The 26582-nt window shown below is 53.5% G+C and carries 26 protein-coding genes; 11 read left to right on the top strand and 15 right to left on the bottom strand.

Annotated features, from left to right (window positions below; translation table 11 throughout):
- Positions 1-17: 17 nt before the first annotated feature.
- The 4 genes from KFE80_09120 to KFE80_09105 all read right to left on the bottom strand — a co-directional run bounded on the left by KFE80_09120 (position 18) and on the right by KFE80_09105 (position 7876).
- Positions 18-2966: a TonB-dependent receptor gene (locus KFE80_09120; GenBank protein ID UTW44554.1), complete on the bottom strand. Its 2949-nt coding sequence runs from the start codon at positions 2964-2966 to the stop codon at positions 18-20.
- 211 nt (positions 2967-3177) lie between these two features.
- On the bottom strand, positions 3178-6117 hold the full coding sequence (locus KFE80_09115; protein UTW44553.1) for a TonB-dependent receptor: 2940 nt from the start codon (positions 6115-6117) through the stop codon (positions 3178-3180).
- Between the two features lie 95 nt (positions 6118-6212).
- Entirely contained in the window at positions 6213-7223 is a 1011-nt protein-coding gene (locus tag KFE80_09110) for a FecR domain-containing protein (GenBank protein ID UTW44552.1), read from the bottom strand.
- Positions 7224-7342: 119 nt separating this feature from the next.
- Positions 7343-7876, bottom strand: a complete 534-nt coding sequence (locus KFE80_09105; protein ID UTW44551.1) for a sigma-70 family RNA polymerase sigma factor — start codon at positions 7874-7876, stop codon at positions 7343-7345.
- Between the two features lie 71 nt (positions 7877-7947).
- Between KFE80_09105 and KFE80_09100 the strand changes: the two genes are divergently transcribed.
- The gene (locus KFE80_09100) at positions 7948-8910 is read left to right on the top strand and encodes an alpha/beta hydrolase (GenBank protein ID UTW44550.1); all 963 of its coding nucleotides are present in this window, start codon (positions 7948-7950) and stop codon (positions 8908-8910) included.
- Here the strand turns inward: KFE80_09100 and KFE80_09095 are convergent.
- The 3 genes from KFE80_09095 to rsmD form a co-directional block, all read right to left on the bottom strand.
- On the bottom strand, positions 8907-10265 hold the full coding sequence (locus tag KFE80_09095) for a DUF3412 domain-containing protein (protein ID UTW44549.1): 1359 nt from the start codon (positions 10263-10265) through the stop codon (positions 8907-8909). The genes KFE80_09100 and KFE80_09095 overlap by 4 nt on opposite strands.
- A 65-nt stretch (positions 10266-10330) precedes the next feature.
- On the bottom strand, positions 10331-10813 hold the full coding sequence (gene coaD / locus KFE80_09090) for a pantetheine-phosphate adenylyltransferase (GenBank protein UTW44548.1): 483 nt from the start codon (positions 10811-10813) through the stop codon (positions 10331-10333).
- 62 nt (positions 10814-10875) lie between these two features.
- The gene (gene rsmD / locus KFE80_09085) at positions 10876-11460 is read right to left on the bottom strand and encodes a 16S rRNA (guanine(966)-N(2))-methyltransferase RsmD (protein UTW44547.1); all 585 of its coding nucleotides are present in this window, start codon (positions 11458-11460) and stop codon (positions 10876-10878) included.
- An 85-nt stretch (positions 11461-11545) separates the two neighbouring features.
- On the opposite strand from rsmD, the gene ftsY reads away from it, so the two are divergent.
- From ftsY to KFE80_09040, 9 genes are all read left to right on the top strand, one after another.
- Positions 11546-12652, top strand: a complete 1107-nt coding sequence (gene ftsY, locus KFE80_09080; protein UTW44546.1) for a signal recognition particle-docking protein FtsY — start codon at positions 11546-11548, stop codon at positions 12650-12652.
- Positions 12645-13346, top strand: a complete 702-nt coding sequence (ftsE, locus tag KFE80_09075; GenBank protein ID UTW44545.1) for a cell division ATP-binding protein FtsE — start codon at positions 12645-12647, stop codon at positions 13344-13346. Before ftsY ends, ftsE begins: the two co-directional genes overlap by 8 nt.
- Positions 13291-14319, top strand: a complete 1029-nt coding sequence (gene ftsX, locus KFE80_09070) for a permease-like cell division protein FtsX (protein UTW44544.1) — start codon at positions 13291-13293, stop codon at positions 14317-14319. The genes ftsE and ftsX overlap by 56 nt, the downstream gene beginning before the upstream one ends.
- A 180-nt stretch (positions 14320-14499) precedes the next feature.
- The gene (gene rpoH, locus KFE80_09065) at positions 14500-15366 is read left to right on the top strand and encodes an RNA polymerase sigma factor RpoH (protein UTW44543.1); all 867 of its coding nucleotides are present in this window, start codon (positions 14500-14502) and stop codon (positions 15364-15366) included.
- A 67-nt stretch (positions 15367-15433) separates the two neighbouring features.
- A complete protein-coding gene (locus KFE80_09060) occupies positions 15434-15811 on the top strand; it encodes a DUF423 domain-containing protein (GenBank protein ID UTW44542.1) in 378 nt (125 codons plus the stop codon).
- 5 nt (positions 15812-15816) lie between these two features.
- Positions 15817-16506: a tRNA (guanosine(46)-N7)-methyltransferase TrmB gene (gene trmB, locus KFE80_09055; protein ID UTW46684.1), complete on the top strand. Its 690-nt coding sequence runs from the start codon at positions 15817-15819 to the stop codon at positions 16504-16506.
- The gene (locus tag KFE80_09050) at positions 16499-16981 is read left to right on the top strand and encodes a TIGR02444 family protein (protein UTW44541.1); all 483 of its coding nucleotides are present in this window, start codon (positions 16499-16501) and stop codon (positions 16979-16981) included. Before trmB ends, KFE80_09050 begins: the two co-directional genes overlap by 8 nt.
- Positions 16982-17042: 61 nt before the next feature.
- On the top strand, positions 17043-17798 hold the full coding sequence (locus KFE80_09045) for an FKBP-type peptidyl-prolyl cis-trans isomerase (protein ID UTW44540.1): 756 nt from the start codon (positions 17043-17045) through the stop codon (positions 17796-17798).
- Between the two features lie 3 nt (positions 17799-17801).
- Complete coding sequence (locus tag KFE80_09040; GenBank protein ID UTW44539.1) at positions 17802-18521, top strand: FKBP-type peptidyl-prolyl cis-trans isomerase; 720 nt, start codon at positions 17802-17804, stop codon at positions 18519-18521.
- A 78-nt stretch (positions 18522-18599) separates the two neighbouring features.
- Here the strand turns inward: KFE80_09040 and rsd are convergent, their stop codons facing one another.
- The 5 genes from rsd to KFE80_09015 form a co-directional block, all read right to left on the bottom strand.
- Positions 18600-19073, bottom strand: coding sequence for a sigma D regulator (rsd, locus tag KFE80_09035; protein UTW44538.1), 474 nt, complete (start codon positions 19071-19073; stop codon positions 18600-18602).
- 25 nt (positions 19074-19098) lie between these two features.
- On the bottom strand, positions 19099-19620 hold the full coding sequence (locus KFE80_09030) for a disulfide bond formation protein B (GenBank protein ID UTW44537.1): 522 nt from the start codon (positions 19618-19620) through the stop codon (positions 19099-19101).
- Positions 19621-19709: 89 nt separating this feature from the next.
- On the bottom strand, positions 19710-20285 hold the full coding sequence (locus tag KFE80_09025) for a DUF479 domain-containing protein (protein ID UTW44536.1): 576 nt from the start codon (positions 20283-20285) through the stop codon (positions 19710-19712).
- Positions 20286-20291: 6 nt separating this feature from the next.
- Positions 20292-21869 (bottom strand): glutamate--cysteine ligase, encoded by a 1578-nt coding sequence (locus KFE80_09020; GenBank protein ID UTW46683.1) that lies wholly within the window; start codon positions 21867-21869, stop codon positions 20292-20294.
- 71 nt (positions 21870-21940) lie between these two features.
- Positions 21941-22261: a hypothetical protein gene (locus KFE80_09015; protein UTW44535.1), complete on the bottom strand. Its 321-nt coding sequence runs from the start codon at positions 22259-22261 to the stop codon at positions 21941-21943.
- Between the two features lie 86 nt (positions 22262-22347).
- Between KFE80_09015 and KFE80_09010 the strand changes: the two genes are divergently transcribed.
- Positions 22348-22917, top strand: coding sequence for a DJ-1/PfpI family protein (locus KFE80_09010; protein UTW44534.1), 570 nt, complete (start codon positions 22348-22350; stop codon positions 22915-22917).
- A 31-nt stretch (positions 22918-22948) separates the two neighbouring features.
- Here KFE80_09010 and KFE80_09005 read toward each other — a convergent pair whose 3' ends face one another.
- The 3 genes from KFE80_09005 to KFE80_08995 all read right to left on the bottom strand — a co-directional run bounded on the left by KFE80_09005 (position 22949) and on the right by KFE80_08995 (position 26576).
- Positions 22949-24310 (bottom strand): UDP-glucose/GDP-mannose dehydrogenase family protein, encoded by a 1362-nt coding sequence (locus tag KFE80_09005; GenBank protein ID UTW44533.1) that lies wholly within the window; start codon positions 24308-24310, stop codon positions 22949-22951.
- Positions 24311-24558: 248 nt separating this feature from the next.
- Positions 24559-25389, bottom strand: coding sequence for a UDP-2,3-diacylglucosamine diphosphatase (locus KFE80_09000; GenBank protein UTW44532.1), 831 nt, complete (start codon positions 25387-25389; stop codon positions 24559-24561).
- Between the two features lie 98 nt (positions 25390-25487).
- The gene (locus KFE80_08995; protein UTW44531.1) at positions 25488-26576 is read right to left on the bottom strand and encodes a hypothetical protein; all 1089 of its coding nucleotides are present in this window, start codon (positions 26574-26576) and stop codon (positions 25488-25490) included.
- Positions 26577-26582 lie beyond the last annotated feature (6 nt).

Here is a 26582-nt window from a genome sequence, read left to right as displayed (position 1 = left end):
TTCTTAACAGTTGATGATTAGAAGTTAACTTTGACGCCTACGTAGTAGGATCTGCCAATAGCATCATAAACACCAGCATTGGTTTCCGTACCAGTATCACTGTCGGTCAAGCCGGCCGGAATAATGGGTGCGTCTTCATCAAACAGGTTGTTGAAGCCAGCAAACACTTCCAAGTTTTCACCAAAGGGGGAGTCCTCAAAAGTATAGCGGGCTTGAAGGTCTGTGTAGACAACTTCGTCAACAAAACACTGAAGGCTTGCACAGTCCTCATCAGACAAGTCCTGATCTTCGATGCGAGACTCTCCGATGTAGCGTACTCGCAATTGAACCATCAGGTCATCAGTGGTGTACCGCAAAGAGGTATTCCAGCGGTGTTCTGCGTTGCCAATTTCACCGACTTCGACATCTGGCGCATCATCGGGCAGGCTGGTAGAAATGACATAGTCATCCAGATAGGTGTAAACAGTTGAAACACCTAAGCTGCCTGGGAGGGACCAGCTATCCAGGTCAAAGTCCAGATTAAAGCCAACATCAACACCAGAGGTCACGATTGAACCAATATTATCGTTGGTTGAATCAACCTCATCCAGTGCGCCTGCAAAGGGACTTGTGCTATCAAAGCGGCGAACATTACTACACAGCGGGTTGTTCAGCCCTGGTGAGTCAAAGCACAGATTCAACACAGTGGTTCTATCCAGTGCAACAATTGCGCCTTCAACATCAATATCGAAGTAATCAAGGGTTAATGACGCGTTGAGGCTATCTGGAAGGAAGTCAGGCGTATAAACGAAACCAACAGTGTAGGTATCTGCTTCTTCCTCTTCCAAGTTCGGGTTGCCGCCAAGGAAACCTGAGGTGCCTTGCAGTTCGGACTGGGTCAGGGTAAAGGCACCGGTGTCTGCGATACGCTGTGCGATTTCTGGAATCGAACGGCAGTTATCGGCGACAACGCCAGTAGTCGCTGCAGTAACTCCAGCACAGGGGTCTGTAACCTGAGCGAAGGTTTGACCACCTGGATCGAACAGCTCGTCGATGTTAGGTGCCCGTACTGCGCGTGCAAATGAACCGCGGAAAGTCAGGTTCTCGGTAGGGCGTACCTCTAAGCGAGCTTCGTAGGTGCTGGTGTTGCCGACGGTAGAGTAATCTGAAACACGTCCGGCAAGTCCCAAGCCGATATAGTCAACAAAGCCGTCATTAACAATGGGGATATCCAGTTCCGCATAGACTTCGTTAACATCAAAACTACCGATTACACTCGCGATGGCATTCGACGAGTTCAGTCCCCGTACGGTCAAGGCATCGTTGCGCGCATCTGAAGTTTCTTTGCGGTACTCATAGCCGACAGCAAATTGCATTTCGCCAGCTGGTAGCTCTGTAAGAGTGCCGGTTAAGTTTGCCTGGAAAACACTTTGTGTTACTCGCGCGGAGCGTGACTGCTCAGCAGTGATGTAGTTCAAAGCATCCTGGGTCACGGAGTTAAAGCCGAAAATATTGATGGGCACACAGCCATCGGCTTCAGCGAATACGTCTACACAGCGAATGGCACCGGTGTCAGGGTCTACTTCACTAAGCAGGGCGTTGCGGAAGGAGGTAACATCAATCTGACCTTCGCTGAATTGGGCTTGTGTGGATTGGCCATAGTTATAGCTCACATCCCATCGCATAGAGGTATCTTCAATAGTGCCTTCCAAGCCAATAACGCCACGGAAGGTTTGACGTTCGTTGCCTGAGCCTCGAGGGCCGAACTCTGCCAAACGGCGAGTAAAGAAGATGTTGTCTACGCCGTTCGCTGTGGCTGCATCAATGATGGCTTGTGGCAAAAACGGGTTGTTGATCATATTGCCGGCACGATCTTCGTATTGAAGAGGTAATCCGCCACTGCCCACTGTAAATATATCGTCAGAAGCCAGCGGGAATGGCTCCAGACGAGATTGAGTGGTGACGTTGGAATAGGTACCTTCGAAGAAGGCTGTCACATTGTCATTAAAGTTGTAGTTGATGTTGCTCGATAGCAGGAATCGTTCAGTAGGAATGGCGATGGTGCGGAATGCTGAGCGGTTAAATCCGTTTGGTGCACGTCCCATAGCGTCGTTGCCATTGGTAAAGAAGCTGTCTACCAAGGTGCCATCGGGTAGGAAGGTAAAGTCATCTGCGCTACTACCGGTACCAGAAACATCAAAACGGCCTTGAGGAGGGAAGCTAGACAAGAATGGTGTAGTTTGCTCAAAGGGTTCGCCGCCAAAAAACACACTGGAAACCGCATCAATTGCGGTTGCATCGCGATCACGGGAGAACACTGCATTTTGATCGGTATAGCTGATCTGGAAAACAGCGTTACCTTTATCATTGTCAAAGTTGCTACCCAGCAGCAGGTCTACAACAGTCTCTTGGCCGTCGCCTTCGGTTGTGCTTTGGTAGCGGGTGTTAAGTTCAACCCCTTCGAAGTCGTCTTTAAGGATAAAGTTCACTACACCAGCAACCGCATCAGAACCATAAACAGCGGATGCGCCACCAGTGATCACCTCAACTCGTTCGATCATTGCTGATGGAATGGCATTCAGGTCCACTGCGGATGAGCCGGGAACGCCCGCCACAAAACGACGACCATTGACCAACGTCAGGGTCCTGGCAATGCCAAGGTCGCGATAATCGATATTAACAACACCGGAGTTGTTGTTGTCGAAGTTGGAGTTGGTGCGGTTAAACAGTGGTTGACCCGCAGAGGGCAACTGGTTGATCAAGTCACCAATGTTGGTTTGAGCAACAAGTTCGATATCCACAGAGTCGAGAACTTGCAGTGGTGTTGGGGCTGACAGTTCGCTGCGACTGATACGCGAACCTGTTGTGACAATTTCTTCTCTGATGTCGTTGTTATTTGCGGCCTCTTCAGCGAAAGCGCCGGTTGCCGCAACGGTAGATAGCCCCAATACGGAACTAATTGCGATAGTTAATGGTTTTTTTAACATGTTGTCCCCTCGATATATTTATAGATGAACAATAAGTGCCTTAAGGCATCTCAAAGGGGAGACGAACAAAAACGGTATCACCTCAAAAATTTACGAACTTTTTCTTAGGGGGCAATTAATTTATGGAAAATTGGATATTTTGTTCTTTAGTGAGGTGATTTTTTAGGAATTCTTTCTATTTTTGTTTGTTTTTGTTGTTTTTTTTTACGGTTTAAAAATCGTAAGTAAGTCGCGCGTACCAAAAGCGGCCAATGCCGTCGTAGTTGCGGCTATCGAAATTATCGTTAAAGGCTGAGGCAAGAAAGGGTGGCGGTGTATCAAGAACGTTGTCCACACCTATCGTAAATTTGGCGTTATCGCGATAAAGGTAGGCGTATTGAAGGTCGTGTGTTGTCCACGAAGATGCTTCTCTAATGCCGCCATTGCGAGGTATTTCTTCGTTAAGGGAATCGACAAAGTTGATGGAATAAGCCGCTTCCCACTGGCTCCGCTGTAAGTAGAAATTGACATGCACCTTCCACTTTGGCAATGAGCCATTGCCATCTGCTGCGGCATCTTCAAAGGTGCCAGCCAGATCTTCAAGTGCTGCAAGGGGTGAAACCTGAGAGAGGTATTCCCTTAGGTAGGTTGCGCTAAAGTTAGACGACACCATGCCAATCCAGTCCCAGTAATAATGCCAGTGAGAGTTGAGGTCGAGTCCGGATATCCGCCGAATACCCAAGTTGGCTTGCGTGCTGATGATGCGGGATATTTCGCCATCATTATCGCGTATTACGCGGTCTGCGAAGAGCCCAGACTCAGCGTTTGCTGTGACGAAGAATTGGGCATTGGCGTCGATAATGTCATTTTGGGATATGTCAAAAAAATCCAGTGTCAGTGACAAATCTGCCGCTGTTTGTGGTTCCCAGATAATGCCAAGGGATTTGTTTCTGGATGACTCTGGGGATAATTCAATATTGCCCCCAAGGAGTGTTAAAAACTGGTTTCTATTGGGGTCTGACTGCTGCTGGCAACCTGGAAGTGCACCGACATTGTCAGGTTCAGCACAAGGGTCTAATAGAATGGGAAAGTCTTGACTAGTACCTTTAAATAGCTCAATGAGCGATGGCGCTCTAAAACCTTCAGAGTAGCTGGCGCGCAGCCGCCAATGACGGCTCGGCTGGTAACTAAGCGCAAGCTTGGGATTGGTGCTGGAGCCAAAATCACTGTATTCGGAGTGGCGCAGAGCAACATTTAGGTCGAGCCGCGAACCACCGTTGCTGCCGGCTAAAAGAGGAATCAGCCATTCCATGTAAGCCTCCCCTACATTGCGGCTGCCCAAGGAGTCGGCAAAGTTAATGCCCCCTGCCAGCAGGCCACTGCGAGCCAGTGGGTCAGGTGTGGTGCTAATGGATTCATGGCGTACCTCAAAACCCAGTGCCAGGCCCAAATCTCCCGCAGGTAATGACCAGAGGTCGCGACTCAGGTCGAAAGTGAGGTTTCGCAGTTGAGTATTGCCTATTGCATCCACGTCGGCACGAATAAAGTCCACCTGCTGTTGATTCAGTGATCCTTGAGCGCCGAAAAGATCGATATTAACGCAGCCATCAACACACTCTGAGGCAGGCCCAACTCCCTGCTGCAGGTTGGCCAGGTTAACCAAGCCTGTGACTTGTTCGCGAGCTCGCGTTTGGCTCCAGTTGTAATGAAGTGACCAGCGCCAGTCTGCATTGTGTCCGTTGATGCCGAAAGTCAAACGGGTTGCCTGATTTTTGTTGGTTTGATCACGAGCACCCAGCTCCAACATGCGCCGTCGCAAATCATTAACTTCAACCCCAAAAGGGTTAAAAGCGCTGTCAGCAGCGATGACCACGGGTACTAGTTCAAAGGCAGTGAATATTGGGGTTGGCGCAAATGAAATGGTGGATTCGGTACGGGTATAGCTTGCAGCCAAGTCAAAGGTTAGTGTGCTGCTGACTTGATACTCGCTATTTATATAAATAGAGCCCCGTTCGGACGGTGTCAGAGAAGAGGTAAAGTCTGAAAAATCAAACAAATCTTCATCGGTGGCTGTGCGAAAGTCGTCGGGACTGCTTCCTTCCGCATTTTCACTGATGATTAGAGTTGTGTCGTTAACGTCGAAGCGGGCATTGGGTGTGGCCGTAGAGCGTTTGTCGATACCACCGCGGCTGCGCCCATCCGCGCTGCGAGAAAAGTCTCGGTCTCGGCTGTTGAAGCCGGCTTGGTCGAAGTAACTGGCTGCCAGGGTGAAGGAGCCCCAATCGCCGTGTTCACCCCAGACAATGTTGGTTGTTACGGTTTCGTTGTCGCTGGCGCCACTCTGCCCGTAAAAGGTTTCCAGCTGAACACCCTCAAATTTGCGCTTCAGGATGACATTGACGACGCCTGCAATGGCATCAGAGCCATACACTGCCGAGGCGCCGTCTTTGAGGATCTCAATGCGCTCGATCGCCGCTGAGGGAATGGTGTTCAAGTCTACCGCATCGCCACCAAAACCGTTGCTGGCAACCCGCTGACCATTAATAAGAACCAGTGTATTGCTTGCAGGTAAACCTCTCAAGGTGACGGTAGCAGTGCCATCGCCGCCATTGCTAACAGCGGTGCTGGTGGAGTTTCCAGAAACAATGGGGACAAATTTCAGTTGTTCTGACAGTGACGGTGCACCGTTAAGACTGAGTTCGGTAGCGGTCAGTATCTCAATGGGAGCGAAAGCCTGAGCCTCGCTGCGGCGCAGGCGAGAGCCGGTGATTGGCGTGCCATGGACCACCATTTCTTCAATGTGATCCTCCACAGCCAGTGAAGAGCTGTTTTCCGATGCAGCGGATGTTTCCACAATAGCGATCGCTTTTGGCGATATTACCCGGTACTGCAGAGGCTTGTCGGCTAATGCCACCTCCAGAGCTTCGAGTAAAGGCAGTTCTCCGTTCAGGGATTCACTACGCAGTGCTTCCACGGTTTGATGAGAAAAAATAATGGAGACTTTGGATTGTCTTCCTAGCTCAATGAGTGTTTCAGCGAGGGGCTGCTCTGGAAGTGTTAAGGGCAGTGAGTCGTTGATATCGGCGGCAGGCGAGCCGCACAGTGCCACTAGCAATGGCGCTGTGCACCATGGCCCAAGGTTTACTTGTTGGCGGTTACCCTTTATTCCCATACACAAAAGGCGACACCGGCCAATTGCTGTGTCGCAGAGAGATTTAAAGGCTTAGTATAGAACGATCCGGTAAAGATCGGGAGCAATAATGTGGACTAGCAGTCGGGCGGGTTCGCTGGTTCCAGTTGCAAGCGATTGTCCTTAAGTACCGCGGTTAACGTCAGTGCTTCGGCCACGGCTTGGGCGGTTTCTAATGGGCGCTCAGTAGAAAAAGTGCCAGATATGGGGGCTTTGGCGGAATCTGCAGCTGTCAGCTCAATGGGTGTTTTGCTGTAGCGGTTCAGGGTCGAGATGACATCGCTCAAAGGCGTATTGTCGAACACGATCTGGCTTTGGCGCCAAGCAGTAATGATGTCGCTATCGGCAGTACGCAGATTCTGTAAGCCACCTTTGCTGTCAAACGTGATTGCCTGGTGAGCTTCAACAAACTTGGGCAGGCTTGGCTGTCGGGCATTAGTTACTTGAACGGTACCTTCTGTTACGGTGATCTCGGCACTGTTAGCAACATCTTTGAAGATATTAAACTCAGTGCCTACGGCTCTGGCCTGAGCGCCATCCAGTTCAACCACAAATGGGCGTTGTTTGTCTTTGGCAACAGAGAAGTAGGCTTCGCCACTGACCAGGTGCAGCCACCGCAGGTCGTCTTTGTACTGTACTTCCAGGGTCGAATTGGTATTTAACTCGATTTTAGAGCCGTCATCCAAAGTGACCGCAAGGCTTTCACCAACAGTGGTTTGGTATATGTCTGGTTGGGCAGGCGATATCACACCAAGGGTAACAGCCACTGCCACAGCAGTAGCCACAGCCAGTCCACCGATGGGTTTCCAGCCAAACAGCTTGGCCAGCCAAGATGAGGGTTTTTCTGAAGTATCAGCTTTTTGCGCTGGGTTAACAGCCGACAGAGGGAGCTGACTAGCAATGCCCAAATCACCCCACATCTCTGCCACTTGATCAAAAGCTTGGCGGTGTTGAGGGGTCGTGGTTAGCCAATCCGCAAACTGCTCCAACACAGATTCGGCTACATTGTCTGCGCGCAGGCGAACCACCCAGGCACAAGCCTGGTCCAGCAGATCTTCGCTAGATTGTGGTTGAGTGAGCTCAGACATGGCCCTGTATCGTCCCCGATTGTGATCGTTATGAGTGTGATTCTATGTATATAGACGTTTCAAACTGGTGAACCCCCAGCTCTTTTTTGAGAAAAATCGCAGAAAGTGTGACCGTGCACTCATTTTGAGCCATCTATTTTATCAACAAGGAGCCCCTGCCGACATCGCTTTAAGGCGTCAAGAATGTATTTTTCGACACTGCTGACCGAAACCCCCATCAACTTGGCTATTTCGGCGTAAGGTAGGTTGCGAGTGCGGCTCAGCATGAATGCCTGACGCACGTTGCTGGGCATGGCTTCAATAACCCGGTAAATGTCCGCGCTTTTTTGCTGGGCTTCCAGTAGCTGGTCTGGCGAGTCATCGCTGGTACGCTGTTGGCTGTCAGCTTTTAGGTGCTCTTTTTCCAGGTAGTGGTTCATGCGAGTCTGTCGTCTCAATTGATCCACCGACATATTGGAGGCTACTTGAAACAGAAATGCGCGAGGGTTGTCTACCCGTTCGGGGTCGTCCATGGTATAGAGGCGTAGAAAGGTGCTCTGGGCGATATCTTCAGCATCTTCACGGTTTTTTAACCGTTTGCTTAAGAAATTCACCAGAGTAGGGCCGTGCTTTTTAATCAGGCGCTCGATACGGCGTTTATTTGCGTAATTCATCGGGGTGAAACTAGCTACCCTGTTGGCGAGCGCAAGCTACCATATAATATTCAACAGCAATGGGTTGTGGCATGGTTCGTGTAGTTAACCTGAAGACCAGTGATTTTGAGGCAATACGCGATGGCTTGCCACCATTAGCACCGCTGTTATCCGATGATTTGCCACTGGATGCACCCTTATTACAGCAATATCTGTGTCAATATAAGTTTCCAGTCAGCCAAGGGGCCGATTCGATACTTCGAGTGGGTCAATTGAGTGTTGGTGACTACTCTATTTGTGCTTACTGTTGGCTGCCAGCATCCAGTAAGGGCACCACGTTTTTGGTGCATGGGTACTTCGACCACGTTGGCCTCTACAATCACTTGATCAAGTCCTTACTGGATCGAGGGCAGACGGTGGTGGCTTTTGATCTGCCTGGCCATGGCTTGTCTACGGGTGAGCCGTTGGCCGTCGACAGCTTTAAAAGCTACCAGCGGGTTTTTCGCGCTTTGCTGGAGTGCTGTAATGACCTGCCTCGCCCATTTTACGGGGTGGGCCAAAGCACTGGCGGAGCGGTGTTGTTGGGTACGTTGCAAGAGCTGTTTGCGCAGGGTGCTGATGCACCCTTCAAAAATACTTACCTGCTTGCTCCTTTGGTGAGGCCGTGGCAATGGCGACGAAAGCTACTCAAATACTGGCTGTTGCGCTGGTTTGTTCAACGAGCGCCACGGGAGTTTGCCATCAACTCTCACGATAAAGACTTTCTGCATTTCCTTGAGCATGGCGAGCCCATGCAGCAGCGCCACATTCCACTGAGCTGGGTGAGTGCCATGGTGCAGTGGGCATCGGACTTTGCTGACGCCGACCCCTGCCCGTGGCCGATTGCTGTTTTACAGGGGGATATGGATACCACAGTCGATGGCCCCTATAACCTGGCCCAGATTGCCCGCCAATTTCCCTCTGCACGGCTCGATACCATAGCGGGAGTCATGCACCATATGGTGAACGAACGGGAAGATATCCGCGCTCGGGTTTTTAACTGGATTGACCTTTAACCGGTGGTTATTTCATAACAGGGCTTGTATTCACCACTGAGTTTCATGCGCCGCTGCTGTACGAATTCTTGCAACAGTTTGCTGACTTCGTCCATCAACTGGGGTTCGCCCTTTAGGTGATAGGGGCCGTGACGCTCGATTTGCTCAATGCCGTAGGCCTTTACATTGCCTGCCACAATGCCGGAAAAAGCCCGTCGCAGTTCCGCCGCTAATTGCTGAGTTGGCTGATCGCGGTGCAAGTTGAGAGCCGCCATATTATCGTGGTTAGGTTCAAAGGGCTCCTGCAATTGCCAGTGGATATGGGTGTGCCAGTCAAAGTAGTACGCTAACTGATGTTTGCGGCGGTAGCGGTGAACCTGTTCCATGCCCCTTTTGACTTGACGGGCTACCTGTTCCGGGTTGTCGATAATAATGTCATAGCAATTTGCAGCCTCTGCCCCCAGAGTGTTGCGAATAAAGCGATCCAGGCTGTCGAAATACGCTCGGCTGCACTCCGGGCCGGTGAGAATAAAAGGCATAGGGATGTCTTTATTATCCGGGTGCAGGCGAATGGCGATCAGATAAAGAATTTCCTCAGTGGTGCCGGCGCCACCGGGAAACACCACAATGGCGTGAGCCAGGCGCACAAATGCCTCAAGCCGTTTTTCAATATCTGGCAAGATCATCAGCTCGTTCACAATCGGGTTTGGGGATTCAGAGGCAATAATTCCCGGCTCTGAAATGCCCATATAGCGGCCATTGTGGATTTGCTGCTTGGCGTGGCCGATGGTGGCGCCTTTCATCGGGCCTTTCATGGCGCCCAGGCCGCAACCGGTGGCAATGTTGATACCCCGCAACCCCAGCTGATAACCCACCAGCTTGGAGTAATCGTACTCCTCACGGCTGATCGAGTGGCCACCCCAGCACACCGCCAGGTTCGGTGCCGTATTGGAGGGCAGGGCGTCCGCATTGCGGGCGATGCGAAACACAATGTCGGTGATGGCTTCTGGATTTTCGGGGGGCTGTTTGGCGAGCAGCTTGGTGTGGGTGAAGACGATATCCCGCAGGGCGGCAAACAGATGATCTTGGATACCGCGAATCATCTTGCCGTCCACAAATGCAGACGCTGGGGCATTGAATACACGCAGTCTCAGGCCCCGTGACGTGGGCTCAACCGCGACTTCAAAATCTTTATAAGCCGCCAGCATCTCTGCGGCGTCATCAATCTCGCTGCCGGTGTTTAGCACCGCCAGAGCGCACTGGCGAAATTGCCCCAATACGTCGGCATTGGTATTTAATAGCTCGGAGATTTCCCGGTGTGACAACAGCTCCAGGCTTTTGCTGGGGCGTACGCTGGCTTGTGTGATTGTGTCCATAGATGACCTCTGGTTGCTACTGACACCATCGCACAGTTTTATGGCAAAGAGGTGGAATATCTGGCTTAGAGGTTAAATTTTTTCTTCAAAGCCGCAGCCACGACTGGGTGAACAAAGGCGCTGATATCACCGCCCAGAGAGCCGATCTCCCGCACTAGGGAAGAAGAGATGTAGGAGTGTTTTTCCGCAGGGGTCAGAAAAATGCTTTCCGCGTTGGTGGATAGAGCGCGGTTCATATTGGCTAATTGGAATTCGTACTCAAAGTCAGACACGGCTCGCAAACCGCGCAGCACCGCTTGTGCCCCACACCGATGGAGGAAATCCACCATCAAGCAGTTAAAGCCTTTTACCTCTACTTTGTCACCCAGGTGAGCCAAAGCTTCCTGGGCGAGGGCGATGCGTTCTTCCAAAGTAAACAGCGGCCCCTTACTTTCGCTGCTGGCGATGGCCACCACAATGTGGTCAAACAGTCGGGTTGCCCGCTCCACCAAATCCACATGGCCATTGGTGATTGGATCAAAGGTGCCTGGGTAGATGACTTTTTTCATAATTATTGTCGGTACAGTGGGCCATCGATAGTAGACAACTCCGTGTTAACTGGCAAATCGCTCTAGCCACAGCGGTATAGGCGATAAACCACCTGGCCACTGTGCTTTTCTCTATGCAGTTCCCAGTTATTTGGAGCGGGGTTATGCTCATTGGCTCCGCACTCTACGTAGACGAGTGCATTGGATGTCAGCCAGCCATGATCTGTTAATAGTTGATAGCATGACTCCAGCAGCTCCTTGCCAAAAGGTGGATCAAGAAACACCACATCAAAAGGGCTGGCACTGCTGGTTTTAAGCCAGGCCAGGGCATCGGTTGCCAATACCTTGGCATCGGCACCCAAGGTTTGGCAGTGGCTTTGCAATTGCCGGGCGGCGGTTGGGTTTTTTTCCACCAGTACGGTATGCGCAGCCCCTCGAGACAGAGCCTCAAGGCCCAGTGCCCCAGAACCGGCAAACAGATCCAGACAACGGGCGCCGGGAAGATGGAAACTCAACCAGTTAAACAGAGTTTCCCGCACCCGATCGCCACTGGGTCTAAGCCCTTCTACGTCTGGGAAATCCAGCTTCCGGCCGCGCCATTGACCACCGATAATTCGCAGCTGGTTTTTGCTGTTCGCGGTTCGTGGACGGGAGGGTTTTGGTGACATGAGTACGGCTTCTGTCGCAAAGAGGTGATAGGATACACGACTTTCAATAACCCCTTCCCCACAGCCCATTAATTCGATAAAACCCATGTCCGACAACGAGCACTCCGCAGCTGCCAGCGGCGATTCAGAGAACAGTAAAAAGGGCGGTTTATTCGGCCGCTTCCGTCGCAAGTCTGAGGTGGCAGGCGCTGCCCCAGCCGATAACCTCCCATCCGATACCCCCTCAGCTGATAGCCCTCAGCCAATGACGGCGGAAAAACCCAAGGTTTCCTTTCGTGAGCGCATGCGTCGGGCGTTGGCGCGCACCGGTTCAGGTATTGGTAGCCTGTTTATGGGCCGCAAGGTCATCGACGAAGAGTTGCTGGACGAGTTGGAAACCCAGCTTTTAATGGCTGATGTGGGCGTGGAAACCACGGCGGATATTATTGCCAATCTCACCGATCAGCTAAAACGCAGTGAACTGAAAGACAGTGCTGCGTTGCAGGCGGCTCTGCAACGCATGCTGCAAGATGTGCTGGTGCCCTGTGAGCAACCGCTCGCTTGTGACACCCAGGCAGATGGCCCTTTTATTCTCCTAGTTGTGGGCGTTAACGGTGTGGGCAAGACCACCACCATTGGCAAACTGGCCAAGCGCCTGCAGGGGGAAGGTAAATCGGTGATGCTGGCGGCCGGCGATACCTTCCGTGCGGCTGCGGTAGAGCAGTTGCAGGCTTGGGGCGAACGCAACCAGGTGCCAGTGGTGGCTCAGCACACCGGTGCCGATAGCGCGTCGGTTATTTTTGACGCCATCCAGTCGGCCCGCGCCAAGAATGTGGATGTGATTATTGCCGACACCGCCGGTCGCCTGCACAACAAAAGTAATTTGATGGAAGAGCTGAAAAAAGTGCAGCGGGTGATTGCCAAGCTGGACGACAGCGCTCCCCACGAAGTGTTGCTGGTGTTGGATGCGGGCACTGGCCAAAACGCTCTGTCGCAAATGCAACAATTCCACGATGCTGTAGAAGTGAGTGGTATTGCGCTGACCAAATTGGATGGCACCGCCAAGGGCGGGATTGCTTTTGCGTTGGCCCGCCGCTTTGGCGCGCCGATTCGCTTTATCGGTGTTGGCGAAGGCGCTGATGACCTGCAACCCTTTGTGGCCGCTGAGTTTGTGTCGGCCCTGCTGGCCAGCGAAACGAGCATCGATGATTAAGTTTGATTCCGTAGGCAAGCGTTACCCCGGCGGCAAAGAGGCTCTTAACGGGGTCAGCTTTGAGCTTGAGGCAGGGGAAATGGCGTTTCTTACCGGTCATTCTGGTGCAGGCAAAAGCACTTTGCTCAAACTGATTATGGCCATGGAGCTGCCCACCCGAGGTCAGCTGTTGATCAATGGCAAGAACCTAGGCCGTCTGCATCGCAGCCAGGTGCCTTACTACCGTCGCAATGTAGGGGTGGTGTTTCAAAATCATCAACTGCTGTTCGACCGCAGTGTATACGCCAATGTGGCGCTGCCGTTACAGGTGTCGGGCTTTCCGGCTCGCGATATTGGCAAGCGGGTGCGGGCGGTTTTGGATGGTGTTGGCTTACTGGATAAAGAGCGCCAGAACCCGATCAGTTTGTCTGGCGGTGAACAGCAACGGGTGGGTATTGCCCGTGCGCTGGTGCACAAGCCTCGAATTCTGTTGGCGGATGAACCCACCGGTAATCTAGACCCGGAACTGTCGGCGGAAATTATGGGCTTGCTGCGACGTTTTAACGAAGTGGGGGTGACCATGTTGATCGCCACCCACGATATCAGCTTGATATCCCAGCTGGGTTTGCGCCGCCTGGCGTTGCAACAGGGGCAGCTGGTTGGCGACAGCGCCTTTGAATACGGCTACGGCGGTGGTGTTTATGGCGAGCAATAATCACGCTACCCAACGCGCTCGAGGTGCCCGGGAAAGTCGTACCGGTGTGGGTGCCAGGTTGCACAGCTGGGCTCAGCACCATCGCGACAGTGCCATCAACGCCTGGCGCAAGATGCGTGAAATGCCCCTGCAAGCCACCATGACCACCTTGGTGATTGCTATTGCCCTGGCGTTGCCAGCGGCCCTCTATGCGGTGGTTAACAACCTGCAACAGGTGAGCGATGGCATTGAAAGCAGCGCCCAGATGAGCCTGTACCTCAAGCACGGCAGCAGCCTTTCGGCGGCCAACAAACTGCACTTGCAACTGAAAACCCGCCCTTTGGTGACCCGTGCCCAGCTGGTGTCTGCGGAGGATGCCTTGCAGGAATTTCAGTCACATTCCGGGCTCGGTGATGCCTTGGCGCAGTTGGAGGAAAACCCTCTGCCCCATGTGCTGGTGCTTGAGTTTGACCAAGGGCTGGTTAGCCCCGAAGAGCTGTCTGCCACAGCGGATGAACTGCAACAATTGCCTCTGGTGGACAGTGTTCGCTTGGACATGCAATGGGTGCAACGCCTTCACGGCATACTCAATATGGGTCGCCGGGTGGCCTTTGCTCTGGGCATTGCGCTGGCCCTGGGGGTGCTGCTGGTGATCGGTAATACCATTCGCCTGGCGGTGGAAAATCGCCGTGATGAGATTGTGGTGGTCAAACTGGTGGGGGGTACCAACGGTTACGTGCGCCGACCATTTCTCTACACCGGCCTCTGGTACGGTGTGTCCGGCGGCCTGCTGGGGTGGCTGTTGGTATGTGCCGGGCTGTTGTGGCTCGGCGCCTCTGTGGCCCACCTCAGCGCCCTTTACGAAAGCGGCTTTGAGATCGTCAACCTCGGTATTACCGAACTGGGGGCTTTGCTATTGGGCGGTGGTGTACTTGGCCTGGTTGGTGCCTGGCTGGCAGTAGGGCGTCACCTGGGTGACATAGAACCGCGCTAACCTTCAATGTAAAGCTTGATAAAGGTCATAGATTTTTTAAAAAATTCACTATAAAACAGCACTTTGAATCAAGTACTGGGTTCGGTTGCCAAGCCATAAAGAAATGGTAAACTAACCGGCCCTTCTGGCATCGCCAATGGGAATCAAGGTACATAGTGGTACCTATCACAGAAGACAAGTATGACGACAAGCACTAGCACAGCCCTGCAATCTACCGAGTGGTTATCTCCGGGAGCCAACATTGGCGCCTATATTCAAGGGGTTAATACCATTCCGGTGCTCTCTGCCGAGGATGAAAAAGCCCTCGCCGAGCAGCTTTATTATCAGGAAAACCTGGATTCAGCCCGTCAGTTGGTCATGTCACACCTGCGTTTTGTGGTGCATATTGCCCGCAGCTATAACGGCTACGGCCTCAATATGGCGGATCTGATTCAGGAAGGAAACGTTGGCTTGATGAAAGCCGTCAAGCGTTTCAACCCTGAAAAGGGCGTGCGTCTGGTGTCGTTTGCAGTGCATTGGATCAAAGCCGAGATTCACGAATACGTATTGCGCAACTGGCGCATCGTTAAAGTGGCGACCACCAAGGCTCAGCGCAAACTGTTCTTCAACTTGCGCGGCCAGAAAAAGCGCTTGGCCTGGTTGACCCACGATGAGGCTAAAGCGGTAGCCAGCGATCTGGGTGTGGAAGTGGATCAGGTATACGAGATGGAAAAACGTCTCTCTGCCCACGACACCGGTTTTGACGCCCCCGACAACGATGACGACGACAACGCTTACCAGGCACCGGTTTACTACCTGGAAGACAAGCGCTCTGACCCGGCGATGCAGCTGGAGCAAGAAGACAGTCAGGCAGACAGTTACAGCCGTATGGGGCTGGCTATGCAAGAGTTGGACGAGCGCAGTCGGGACATTTTGCAGCAGCGTTGGCTGAGCGAAGAAAAAGCCACCCTGCACGATCTGGCGGACAAGTACGGTGTTTCCGCTGAGCGTATCCGCCAGCTGGAAAAGAACGCCATGAAAAAAGTCCGGGCCTCTATGGAAGCCTGATAGGCAACTAACACAGTTCGTTAAAGCCGCAATATTCGTTGCGGCTTTCTTGTTTTAGGGATTTCACATGCAAAGAAAGTGGTTGGCCATTGCCGCAATCAGTGGTTTTACGGCTGTTGCCCTCGGTGCTTTTGGCGCCCACGGGCTAAAACCCACATTTACCGCTTATCAATTGGGTGTCTGGGAAACCGCTGTGCAATATCAGATGTTTCATACTCTTGCCCTTTTGTCTCTGGCGTCGGCTGGGCAGCTTGTGTGTCGGCGTATGGCGAGTATCAGCGCCTGGCTATTTACGGTGGGCATTGTGGTCTTTTCTGGCTCACTGTACGTGCTTGCAACCACCGGGATAAAGTGGCTCGGTGCCATCACCCCGCTGGGTGGTCTCGCTTTTCTGGCCGGCTGGGCCTTCCTGTTAGTGAGCGCTTTCAAAAAGAATAAACCCTAATGGAAATAAAACCGGAATTTAAGAAAAAGTCGATACGCAGCTTTGTGGTGCGCGGTGGCCGTATGACCGAAGGCCAGAACAACGCCTTTGAACGTTGGTGGCCAGAGTACGGGCTCAGCCTTTATGACGGCTCACTGGATACCGGAGCAACGTTTGGCCGTAACGCCCCCTTGGTGTTGGAAATTGGCTTTGGTATGGGCGATTCGTTGTTGGAAATGGCGGCGGCAGAGCCGGACAAAGACTTTATTGGTATCGATGTGCACCCTCCAGGCGTTGGCCGCCTGATTAACAATGCCGGCAAGCAGGGCTTGAGTAACTTGCGCTGCTATCTGGCGGATGCCAACGATGTGCTGGAAGACTGTATTGCCGATGCCAGTCTGGCGCGGGTACAGCTGTACTTCCCGGATCCCTGGCACAAGAAAAAGCACCACAAGCGGCGCATTGTCCAGCCGGTGTTCGTCGAGCAAATTGGCCGCAAGCTGGCGGTTGGCGGCACCTTTCATTTGGCGACGGATTGGCAAAATTACGCCGAGCATATGCTGGAGGTTATGGAAGCGGCTGCCAACTTTAGCAATGTAGCTGGTTCAGGGGAGTTTTCTCCGCGCCCGGATTACCGCCCGGTGACCAAGTTTGAAAAACGCGGTGAACGCCTTGGCCACGGTGTTTGGGATTTGCTCTACACCCGCGATGAGTGACAGCAACAACAACCCGTTCTGGAATTACTCGCTGGCCCTCTACGGTGACATCGAACCCTGGTGCCTGGCCATGCAAAACGCCCACGGTGCCAATGTGAATCTGCTGCTGTTCTGTTGCTTTGCCGGTAGCCAAGGCTATCAGTTACAAGCTCAACACATTGAGGCGCTAGATCAAGTGACTGACCAGTGGAATAGCCATGTTATTAAGCCGTTGCGAGGGCTGCGCCAACAACTGCCAGAAGATCAATTAGGCAGAGACTACGACTCGGCAAGGCAGTTGTTGCTGGCTGCCGAATTGGAGGCAGAGCGCTATAGCCAGCAACAGATATGGAACTGGTGGCAAAGCCAGTGTGACACTGTAGAAGCAACGAATCAGCAGCCAGTTTTGGCCAACCTGATGGCCTATGGGCAATCCCTTTCCATGCCCGAGCCCCCAGCAACCGTGATCGATGCCGCACTGTGTATGAACATATAAGTTATGGTGTCGTGATTGCTATAGAATTCAGCATTTTGTTTACCCGAGAATCGGAGGGAATATGAAGTTAATCAAGCCCGTGGCGATCGCCACTTTTGCAGTAGCCCTTGCAGGTTGCAACGAGCAGGCTGCGGACAAAGCCGCCAGCAATGCCGAGGTGGAGTTGACCACCCAGCAGCAGAAAATGAGCTACCTGATTGGCCAGAATATGGCGAAGCAGTTCCAGGCCCAGGGTTTTCACCTGGACAGCGATGCCCTGTTGCTGGCTGTCCGCGATGTCGCTGAGGGCAAAGAACGCTTGAGCCAGGAGGAAATTGCTCAGACCATCGAAACTTTCCAAAAAGATCAGTTGGCTTTGCAGCAAGAAGCACAAGCCAAGGCAGAGGCGGAATTTAACCAACTGGCTGAGAAGAATCTGGCGGAAGGACAGGTCTTCCTGCAAGCCAATGGCGCCAAAGAAGATGTGGTTACCACTGACACAGGCCTGCAATACAAAGTGCTCGCTTCCGGGGAGGGCGCGACACCAGGGGCGGCTGACAGTGTTGAAGTCCACTACCGCGGCACATTGATCGACGGCAGCGAATTTGACAGCTCCTTTAAGCGCGGTGTGCCCGCAAACTTTCAGGTGAACCAGGTGATTCCCGGCTGGACGGAAGCGTTGCAACTGATGAAAGAAGGGGATAAATGGCAACTGACTATCCCTGCGGAATTGGCCTACGGGCCCGGTGGCACCCCGAGTATTGGCCCCAACTCAGTGCTTCAGTTTGACGTTGAATTGCTGAAAGTCACTCCGGCACAAACCGACGATAAGGGCTAAGCCATGAAAAAAACACTCGCAATAGCCATTGCCAGCCTGCTGGCGTTGCAATTAAGCGGCTGCGGCAAAGAAGAGAGGCAGCCGGAGCCACTGACGCTGGACTCCGATGCCAACAAAGCCAGCTATCTATTGGGCTATGAACTGGCCAAACAGATGCAGCGTGATGGTGTGGTGGTCAATGCCGACGCAGTGGCCCAAGGCGCTCGCGATGCGGTTGCCAGCAGTGCCGTCCAGGTTAGCGACGACAGTGCCCTGGAGGTAGTGGATACCACAGCAAGCAATTATTTGGTGGTTCGTCAGGAGGTAATCGCTTTGCAACGTAAACAATCCAACCCCAACTGGCAGGCTGGTCAGCAGTTCCTCACTGAAAATGCCAGCAAAGATGGTGTGGTGACCACAGACTCCGGCTTGCAGTATCAGGTATTAACCGAAGGCTCTGGTGCCCGCCCTGAGGCCACCGATGAGGTCGAGGTGCATTACCACGGTACCTTAATTGATGGCACCGTTTTCGATAGCTCTGTCGATCGTGACCAGAAAATTACCTTCCCGCTGAACCGGGTCATTCCCGGTTGGACAGAGGGTGTACAGTTGATGAAAGAGGGCGCTAAATACCGCTTCTTTATTCCTTCTGAATTGGCCTACGGCGGACGTGCTGCAGGGCCGACCATTCAACCTCATTCGACGCTGGTATTTGATGTAGAGCTGTTTAAAGTGAACCCTTAAACCGCTTCAGACCGTGTTCAACCACAAAAAAACCTCGGTAAGTGATTACCGAGGTTTTTTTGTGGTTGATTGGTGTTGTTAGCCTGCGCTTGCCTGTTCTTGATGAGCGGTGTGAAGAACTTCAATCATGCGGTCTTCAATTTCAAAGCGCGCGGCCAGGGATTCTCCCAACTGTGACAGGTCAACCGCCAGGGTTTCCAAGTCATCGGTAGCCAGGTATTTGTCGTTAAAATCCAGGGCTGCCTGGGTAGCACTGTGCACTTCATTGAGTAGCTGGCTGGCCTCACTTAGGGCTTGTTTGTCGTTAAAGGCCCGGCCTTCTTCCATCAGCTGCTGGTACACCTCAAAGTGGCCTGCGGAAATATAGTCCACCAGGTTCTCACAAAGCGCCTGTAATTGCTGGCCATGATCTGGGTTGTTGCTGTCAAACTCCGTCACATTGCTCAGGTCGCAATAGCCCACCAGCAGCTCCTGACGGTTCTGCAGCCAGCGGTCGATGATGTGGCTGACACCGCCCCAACGTTCTTGCAGTGATTTACAGTTCTCTAACATAGTGCGGGACTTTTATGGGTTGTGGTTAGTTGTTGATTCTATCGGGCTTGCGAGTGAACTGCCACAAAGCCAAGGCCGCCAGCCCAATAAAACACACCAGGGTCCAGCCGGGAATGCTCAGGCCCAAAAATGTCCACTGTACTTCGGCGCAATTGCCATCGCCGCGCAGCAGTTTGTCGAGAGCGTTAAAAAAACTTTCTACTTCAAACAAATAGGCCACCGAGGCGCCACAATCCGGGATATAGGGGTGTCCCTCTGGCAAGCTTTGCAACCACAATTGCTTACCCGAGAAAAAACTGCCAGTGAGGGCGGCAGCGGCGGTGAGCAGTGAATACACGCGATAGCCAAGTCGGCCAGGGTTGTGCAGCAATGCCAGCAGTGCCACAAAGCCAGTGGCCATAACGAAAATACGCTGCAAGATGCACATATAGCAGGGTTCCAAACCCATGACTTCCTGCATATAGAACGCGGTGGCGATCAGGCCGCAACACACCAGAAAAATAATCCCGAAACAGGCTCTGACGCCGGGCAGTTTGACGGTGTCCATATTGTATTTGTATCCAATCCAAAGTGATGGCGAGTATGGCAGAAACTGCTTTTGGGCTTCAATCGAGCAGGGTAAAGATTGGTTAATCACTACCTATGTTGTTCGGCAAAGGCTCTCGCCCGTGGAAACAGCTGGTCAAACTCTCGCTGCAATTGCGGCCACTGGTGCTCCAGCTGTACTGACGCAGCACTTAAATCCACCGGGCGGCGAAAGCGTTGTTCGATGCGGCTGAGCGTCAGGCCAACAGTGTGTCGATGGGCGTAGTTTTCCAGCAGGCCAATGCCGGGGGCGTGGTCAGTAAAGCGCTGAGCTCGTTGTGGCAGCAAGTGATAGTGGTCGCGCAGCAGTTGGTAAAAATCACCGCTGAACCGGTTTAAAGGTTGAGGGTGGTGCTGTTGCCAGTTTTTTGCCAGTAGGTGGTCGTAACAGATATCTACGATAATCCCGGCGAAGCGGCGCAGAGGAGGTTCAAAACGGGCGCGGGCTGCAATCACCTGGGATTGTTGGTCGAACCAGCTATCAATGGCACGATGCAGGGCAATGCCCTGCTCGATGCGGTGGGGGTATTGCCCCCGCAGAGGGCCCTTTACAAAATCTCCCAATAGCCCGCCAATTTTGATCTCAGGCTCATCACCGGAGAGAAGAATGTGGGCCAGGTAATTCACGGTGGATTACAGGCTGAAGTCGCAACCGCGGTAGTAATTGGCCAAAAACTCCTCAAAAGTTATGTTATCTGCGGCTTCGATGTCCCGCTGTTTGGCCAGGGAGTCTTGCGCTTGTTGCTGCAGTTGTTCTTCCACCGCCGGATCCAACGGCGAATCCATAAAGTACTCCCGGTGTTGGCGAGAATGTGCCAGAGCGCGGCGGAAGTAGGAGCTCTGATTGCCTTCGATGTCCGCCAGTATGCCCGCCGACAAGGTGAGCTCAGGCTGGTTCAGCTGGCGGGCAAAATGGGTCAGCGCCTCGCTGTAATCGGTGCCACCGTGGCTGTTATCCAACAGCTTGGCAACGGGCGCCATGGCCGCAAACAGCTCCTGGCCCCACTGTTGTAAGGGCACCTCTACCTCGTTACGCAACAGTGTCAGCTCCGGGTCTCGCCCCCGATACACCATGCGGCGTTGGTTTTCGAGAATGCCATAGTACTCGACGGTGTAGGTGGTTGGGCTGTCGTTGAGCAGGCACATCACCAGGAAGGTATCCACAAAGCGCATTTGCCGGGCGTCTATGCCCACCGGCAGCAAGGGATTTAAGTCCAGGCAGCGAACTTCGATGTATTCAATGCCCCGCTCCCACAGGGCACGCACCGGGGGTTCCCCGGAATGAGTCGTGCGCTTGGGTCGAATCGGGCTGTAGAACTCGTTTTCGATTTGCAGCAAGTGGGTGTTGAGCTGTCGGTAACTGCCATCGGGGTTTTTAAGGCCGGCTTGCTCATAGTCAGGGTAGGGCTTGCTGAGGGCACTGCGTAAGGTGGTGATGTATTGATCCAGGGTGTTGTAGCACACTACCAGTTCGTCTTGGGCCGAGCTTTGGTAACCCAGGTCGCCCATGCGCAGGGACGTGGCCTGAGGGCTGTGCAGGCTGTGATGATCGGTGCCGATAGGGCTCAATTGATGGTTGCGGTTTTTTGCAAAACTGCGACACACCGCTGGCGACGCACCAAACAGGTACATCAGCAGCCAGAAATAACGGCGGAAGTTGCGGATCAGGCCCAGATAGCCTTCCGTCTTGTAGTCGGTCAGCGAACCGTTGTGCTGGTCTTCCTGCTGCAACAACTCCCACAGCGAATCCGGCAGGGAAAAGTTGTAATGAATCCCGGCAATGGTTTGCATCAAACGGCCATAGCGGTGGCCCAGGCCAATGCGGTAAACCTGTTTCATGGTGCCCACATTGGAGCTGCCATAGCGGGCTTCGGGAATGTCTTCGTCGGCCCCCAGCACACAGGGCATGCTGTTGGCCCACAGTAACTCATCGCCGATTTGGCGGTAGGTATAGCGGTGTAATTGCTCCAGATAATTGATAGTTTGCTGGTGAGAGTCGCTGGGCTCGGTAATAAACTCCAGCAGCGCTTCTGAAAAGTCGGTGGTAATCGATGGGTGTGCCAGTGCTGAGCCCAGCCCTTGTGGGTGCGGGGTTAGTGCCAGCTGGCCATCGGGTGTTACCCGCAAGCTCTCTTTTTCCACACCGTGGCGAATGCCCGCCAGCAGTTTCTGGCGGCCGGGTTGCTTCAAAAGGGCCAGGCGCTGCTGCAGCTGCCCGGTTGGCGGGTTGTGGTTATCTGGCAAAACAGGCTCCCTGAGCGAGATAGTTACGAGGTGGCTGATTACGAGGTGGCCAGTTCGGCACTCTGCTCACTGGTTGCTGCGGCCGAAGGTTGAGCATCGGCATCGCAGTCCTGATTGGATTCTTCTAACGGTTTTTGTGGTTCGTCCTGTTGCAACAGCGGCCGACCCCGGCTGTCTACATCACAGCTGACCACGACACCACGCAGAGCGTAGTCTTTGGCATTGGCCTCAACCAGCTGGTTCAGGGCAATGTCGTAGTGAGGGCTGCGAAACAGTGCATTGGCGTCACAGCCATCCAGCCATTCCCCATCTTTGCCAAGGTACTGGTGATGCTGGTTTTGCAGGATAAACACAGTCATGGTTGACTCAAAATTGATAACGCGAAAAGATGATTGTCAGAACAGCGACAGTTTAACCCGACACTTTCACCAATTGGAACATTACCATGGCAAAGAACGTGCTGGTGCCCATCGCCGATGGCACTGAAGATATCGAAGTTGTCACTATTGTTGACGTGCTGCGCCGGGCTGGCGTGGCAGTGTCCCTGGCCAGTGTGGCCGACGAGGGCAGAAAATCCGTTGTTACCGCTCACGGCATCGCCATGAGTGCCGACTGTCATATTGATGACTGTGGCGATGATTGGGATTTGATTGCCGTGCCTGGCGGTATCCCCGGCGCTGAACATATGCGCGACAACGGGCGTTTGGTTGAGCTGCTGAAACAACAGGCGGGGGCTGGGAAATGGTATGCGGCGATTTGTGCGGCCCCGGCCTTGGTGCTTGGCAGCCACGGCCTGCTAGACGACAAAACTGCCACCGGCCACCCGGCTTTTCAGCAGATGGCGGCACGCAAGGTGGACAATCAGTCCCGAGTGCTGGTGGACGGCAACTGTGTCACCAGCCAGGGGCCAGGCACCTCGCTGGAGTTTGCCCTGACCCTGGTCGAGGTACTGTTCGGCAGTCGCAAACGCGGCGAGGTGGGCGAACCCATGGTGGCAGAGGCCATTTACCTTTAGTGAAAGCCTTTTAACCGCCCTGAAACAGGCCCTAGGCGACCTTGGCAATGGCGGTGACGTTCTTACCCCGAGCGCTGCGACCAATGCCAAAGTAGTCAAAGCCCTGTTCCTGAATACGCTTGGGGTCGTACAGGTTGCGACCGTCAAAAATAACCGGGGTTTTCAGCTGTTGGCGCAAAGCGGCAAAGTCCGGTGCCCAAAAGGCTTTCCACTCGGTGCACAGAATCAAGGCATCGGCACCCGCGGCGGCGGCCTCTTTGGTGCCGGTCAAAACCAAATCGTCGCGATGACCGTAAATGCCCTGGATGGCATCCATGGCGTGAGGGTCGTAAGCTTTTACTTTGGCTCCGCTGCGCCACAATTGCGCCATTAACTCACGGCTGGGCGCTTCCCGGATATCGTCGGTATTGGGCTTGAAAGCCAGCCCCCAAATCGCGAACGTTTTACCCGCCAAGTCGCCGTCGAAATAGCGGTGTACTTTTTCAAACAGGCGCCGCTTCTGGCATTCGTTAACGCCGTCTACCGCTTTTAACAGATGGCTGACGTAGCCGTTGTTGACAGCGGTGGCTTCCAGTGCGCGTACGTCCTTGGGAAAGCAGGAGCCCCCGTAACCACAGCCGGGATAGATGAAGTGGTAGCCGATGCGTGGATCGGCACCGATACCCTGGCGCACGTGCTCGATATCTGCACCCACAGTTTCGGCAATATTGGCGATTTCGTTGATAAAGCTGATTTTGGTGGCCAGCATGGCGTTGGCCGCGTATTTGGTCAGCTCTGCGGAGCGCACATCCATCACCATCAAACGTTCGTGATTGCGATTGAACGGGGCGTACAGCTCACGCATGGTTTCTTCCACCCACTTAGAGTCCGTACCCACCACAATGCGATCCGGTTTCATAAAATCGTGAATGGCCGCGCCTTCTTTCAGAAACTCCGGGTTGGAGGCTACTTGCGCCTGAGGGTAAACACCGCGGCTGTCGAAGCATTGCTGTAAAACCTGCTGAACTTGATCGGCGGTACCCACGGGAACCGTTGATTTGGTAACGATAACTGCTTGATGATCCAGATATTGACCAATGGTGGCGGCCACCGCCAGTACACTGTGTACGTCGGCAGAACCATCTTGATTGGCGGGGGTGCCCACAGCGATAAACTGCACGTCGCCATGGGCGACTGCGGCTTCCATATCGGTGGTAAAGCGCAGGTGCTCCTGGCGCAAGCCGCCTTGTAGATAGGCATCCAGGCCGGGCTCAAAAATGGGGCTGATGCCGCTATTGAGTTGCGCGACCTTGTCGGTGTCGATATCCGCACAAACCACATCGTGGCCTACCTGGGCCAAGCATGCCCCAGTCACCAAGCCCACATAACCACCGCCAAATACTGTTACTTTCATCGCTGAGTCCTCTTCTGATTGTGGAGAACTCTATAAACAGCAGATGACGGTGATGTTGCTGTGGGGTTGCGGTTTTATTGCAAATTGTTGCGCCCCGACAAAACTTGAAGACGTAAATTTGGGGTGGCTTGCTGTGACAGTGGCCATCATGGAAGCTGGCCCCGAGCCTACATGGATGTACTTGCGGCGTGTCTCAGCAAGTCACACCAGGTTCAGGTCACGCAGCCAATTCTAGTGTAAAAAGTGCTCTAACTTGCCCTCACTGGGAGCGAAGTGATGCAGGCGTAGGCGTCATTGGCTGCGGGTTCCGCTTTAACAGTTTGCTGATAATCGGCCCAGTGAAGTAGCTCCAGGCTGCCGTCATGGTTTTCAACCAGAGCGGTGCAGCTTTCCAGCCAATCGCCGTCGTTGCAGTACAGGGTGTCACCGTAGTGACGAATTTCCGGTTGGTGTATGTGGCCGCAGACAATGCCGTCAAAGCCCCTGCGTCGGGCCTCTTCCGCAGCGGCGCGCTCAAAGGTTTCAATGGCTCGCCGTGCGTTACCGACCTTGTTTTTGATGTGGTAGGCCAGTGACCAGTAAGGTAAACCCAGCCAGCGGCGTATGCGATTGTTGGCACCGTTAATGGCCAGCAGCAGGCTGTAGGAACAGTAGCCAATGAGTCGTTGCAGCGGGCTGAAAATAATCGCCGAGTCAAATTCGTCGCCGTGCAACAGCAGCAAGCGGCGGTTGTCGGCGGTGGTGTGAATGTATTCCCGGTGCAGTTCAACGCCCATCAATTCACTGCCCACGTAGTTGCGCAGTGGCTCATCGTGGTTACCGGGCACGTAAATCACTTCGGTGCCACTGTTGGCCATTTCGGTCAGGCGATGGAGTACTTTTTGGTGGTTCGCTGGCCAGTGGATACTGCTTTTTGACATCACCCAAAGATCGACAATATCGCCAATCAAGTAGATGGTTTTGCAGTGCACTTGGTTGAGCAGGCTGAGCAAAAAATCCGCCTTGCAACTTTTGTCGCCCAAGTGGATATCCGACAGAAACAAGGTGTTAAAACTCAAGGGGCGTTGGAAGTTATTCATGCCGATATTCCCAAGTTTTTTTGCACTGTAGGATCGCTGAATGACAGCCCGTTGACAGTTTTACTAAGGGTTTTTTACAGCGATTGACGCAAACACCGCTAAGTCATATCGGGCAAGTAAAGCCACTCGCCAAGTACATTGACCGCAAAGGCACGTGACTCCACGCAGCTGGACTGGCGCCAAAGTTCGCCGGCCAACTCGGTGATGGTGGTCAGATCTCCGGCGGCAATCCACTGGGCCACCGCTGCCGCCACATCCGGGTATTCAATTTTGTGGGCCGGGCTCTGTTGCAACCATTTTTCTGCCACGGAGGTGTCCAGCTGATCCATTACCTGGGCCAACTCCAGTAACTCCAGGGTAAGCGCGTTGGACACCTGTTCCGGCTGGCCCGCCAGGGGCTTGACCAGCAATTTCTTGCCCATTTGCAGCGCTTCGCTGGCAAGGCCAAAACCGGCGTTGCCAATGACCCCACAAGCTTGTGCCATGGTGCGGTGAAAGCCACTGCGTGATGGTGGGTAGAACTGCAGGTTGCCCTCATCCGCGCGCTCGGCTTCCGGGTGATATATGGCAAAGCGGTACTGCTTAAAAGGCGCCAGCAGGCGGCGAATGGCGCCCAGACACTCAAACGGCAGATATACGAGATAAAGCCCTTCGACTTTGGCCTGAGGCGCCACAGAAACCGGTGCAATGGGTGGCAAAATGGGCTGGTCAAAGTGGTGCCAGTGCAAGCCCAGACGCACTTTGGCCGGGGCAAACCAGCGGGTCACTACCCGTGCCAGCAGGGATCCCCGCTGTTGGGGGATTGGGTGCATAAATGCGTATTGGTGGCCCAAACCCACTACCGGTTTTTTCGCCAAAAAACCGGCCCAGGCGGTGATGGGCTCAAAGTCGCTGATGATTAAGTCGTAATCCGATACATCCAGATCGCGCACTTCGCGGAAGAATACCGATGGTTTTATGGCTTTGGCCGTTGGCCAAAGGGCGACTTTTCCCTGGTGGGTACGGAAGCTCAACCCCTGTCGGCAACGGTAGTTGCCAAATGGCTCCATATCGAAAAGCTGTTCAGGACGGCGGCCGGAAAACAAATAGTCTACTTGTAATCCCTGCTGCTGCAGGGCGGGCGCCATGGCGCGGGCGCGAGTGATATGGCCGTTACCCGTGGCTTGTACACCGTATAGAATTTTCATTGAACC

This window comes from bacterium SCSIO 12696 (assembly GCA_024397955.1).
Taxonomy (GTDB): Bacteria; Pseudomonadota; Gammaproteobacteria; order Pseudomonadales; family Porticoccaceae; genus SCSIO-12696.
The sequence above is the reverse complement of the archived record's forward strand: the minus strand, read 5'-3'. Positions and strand labels throughout refer to the sequence as shown.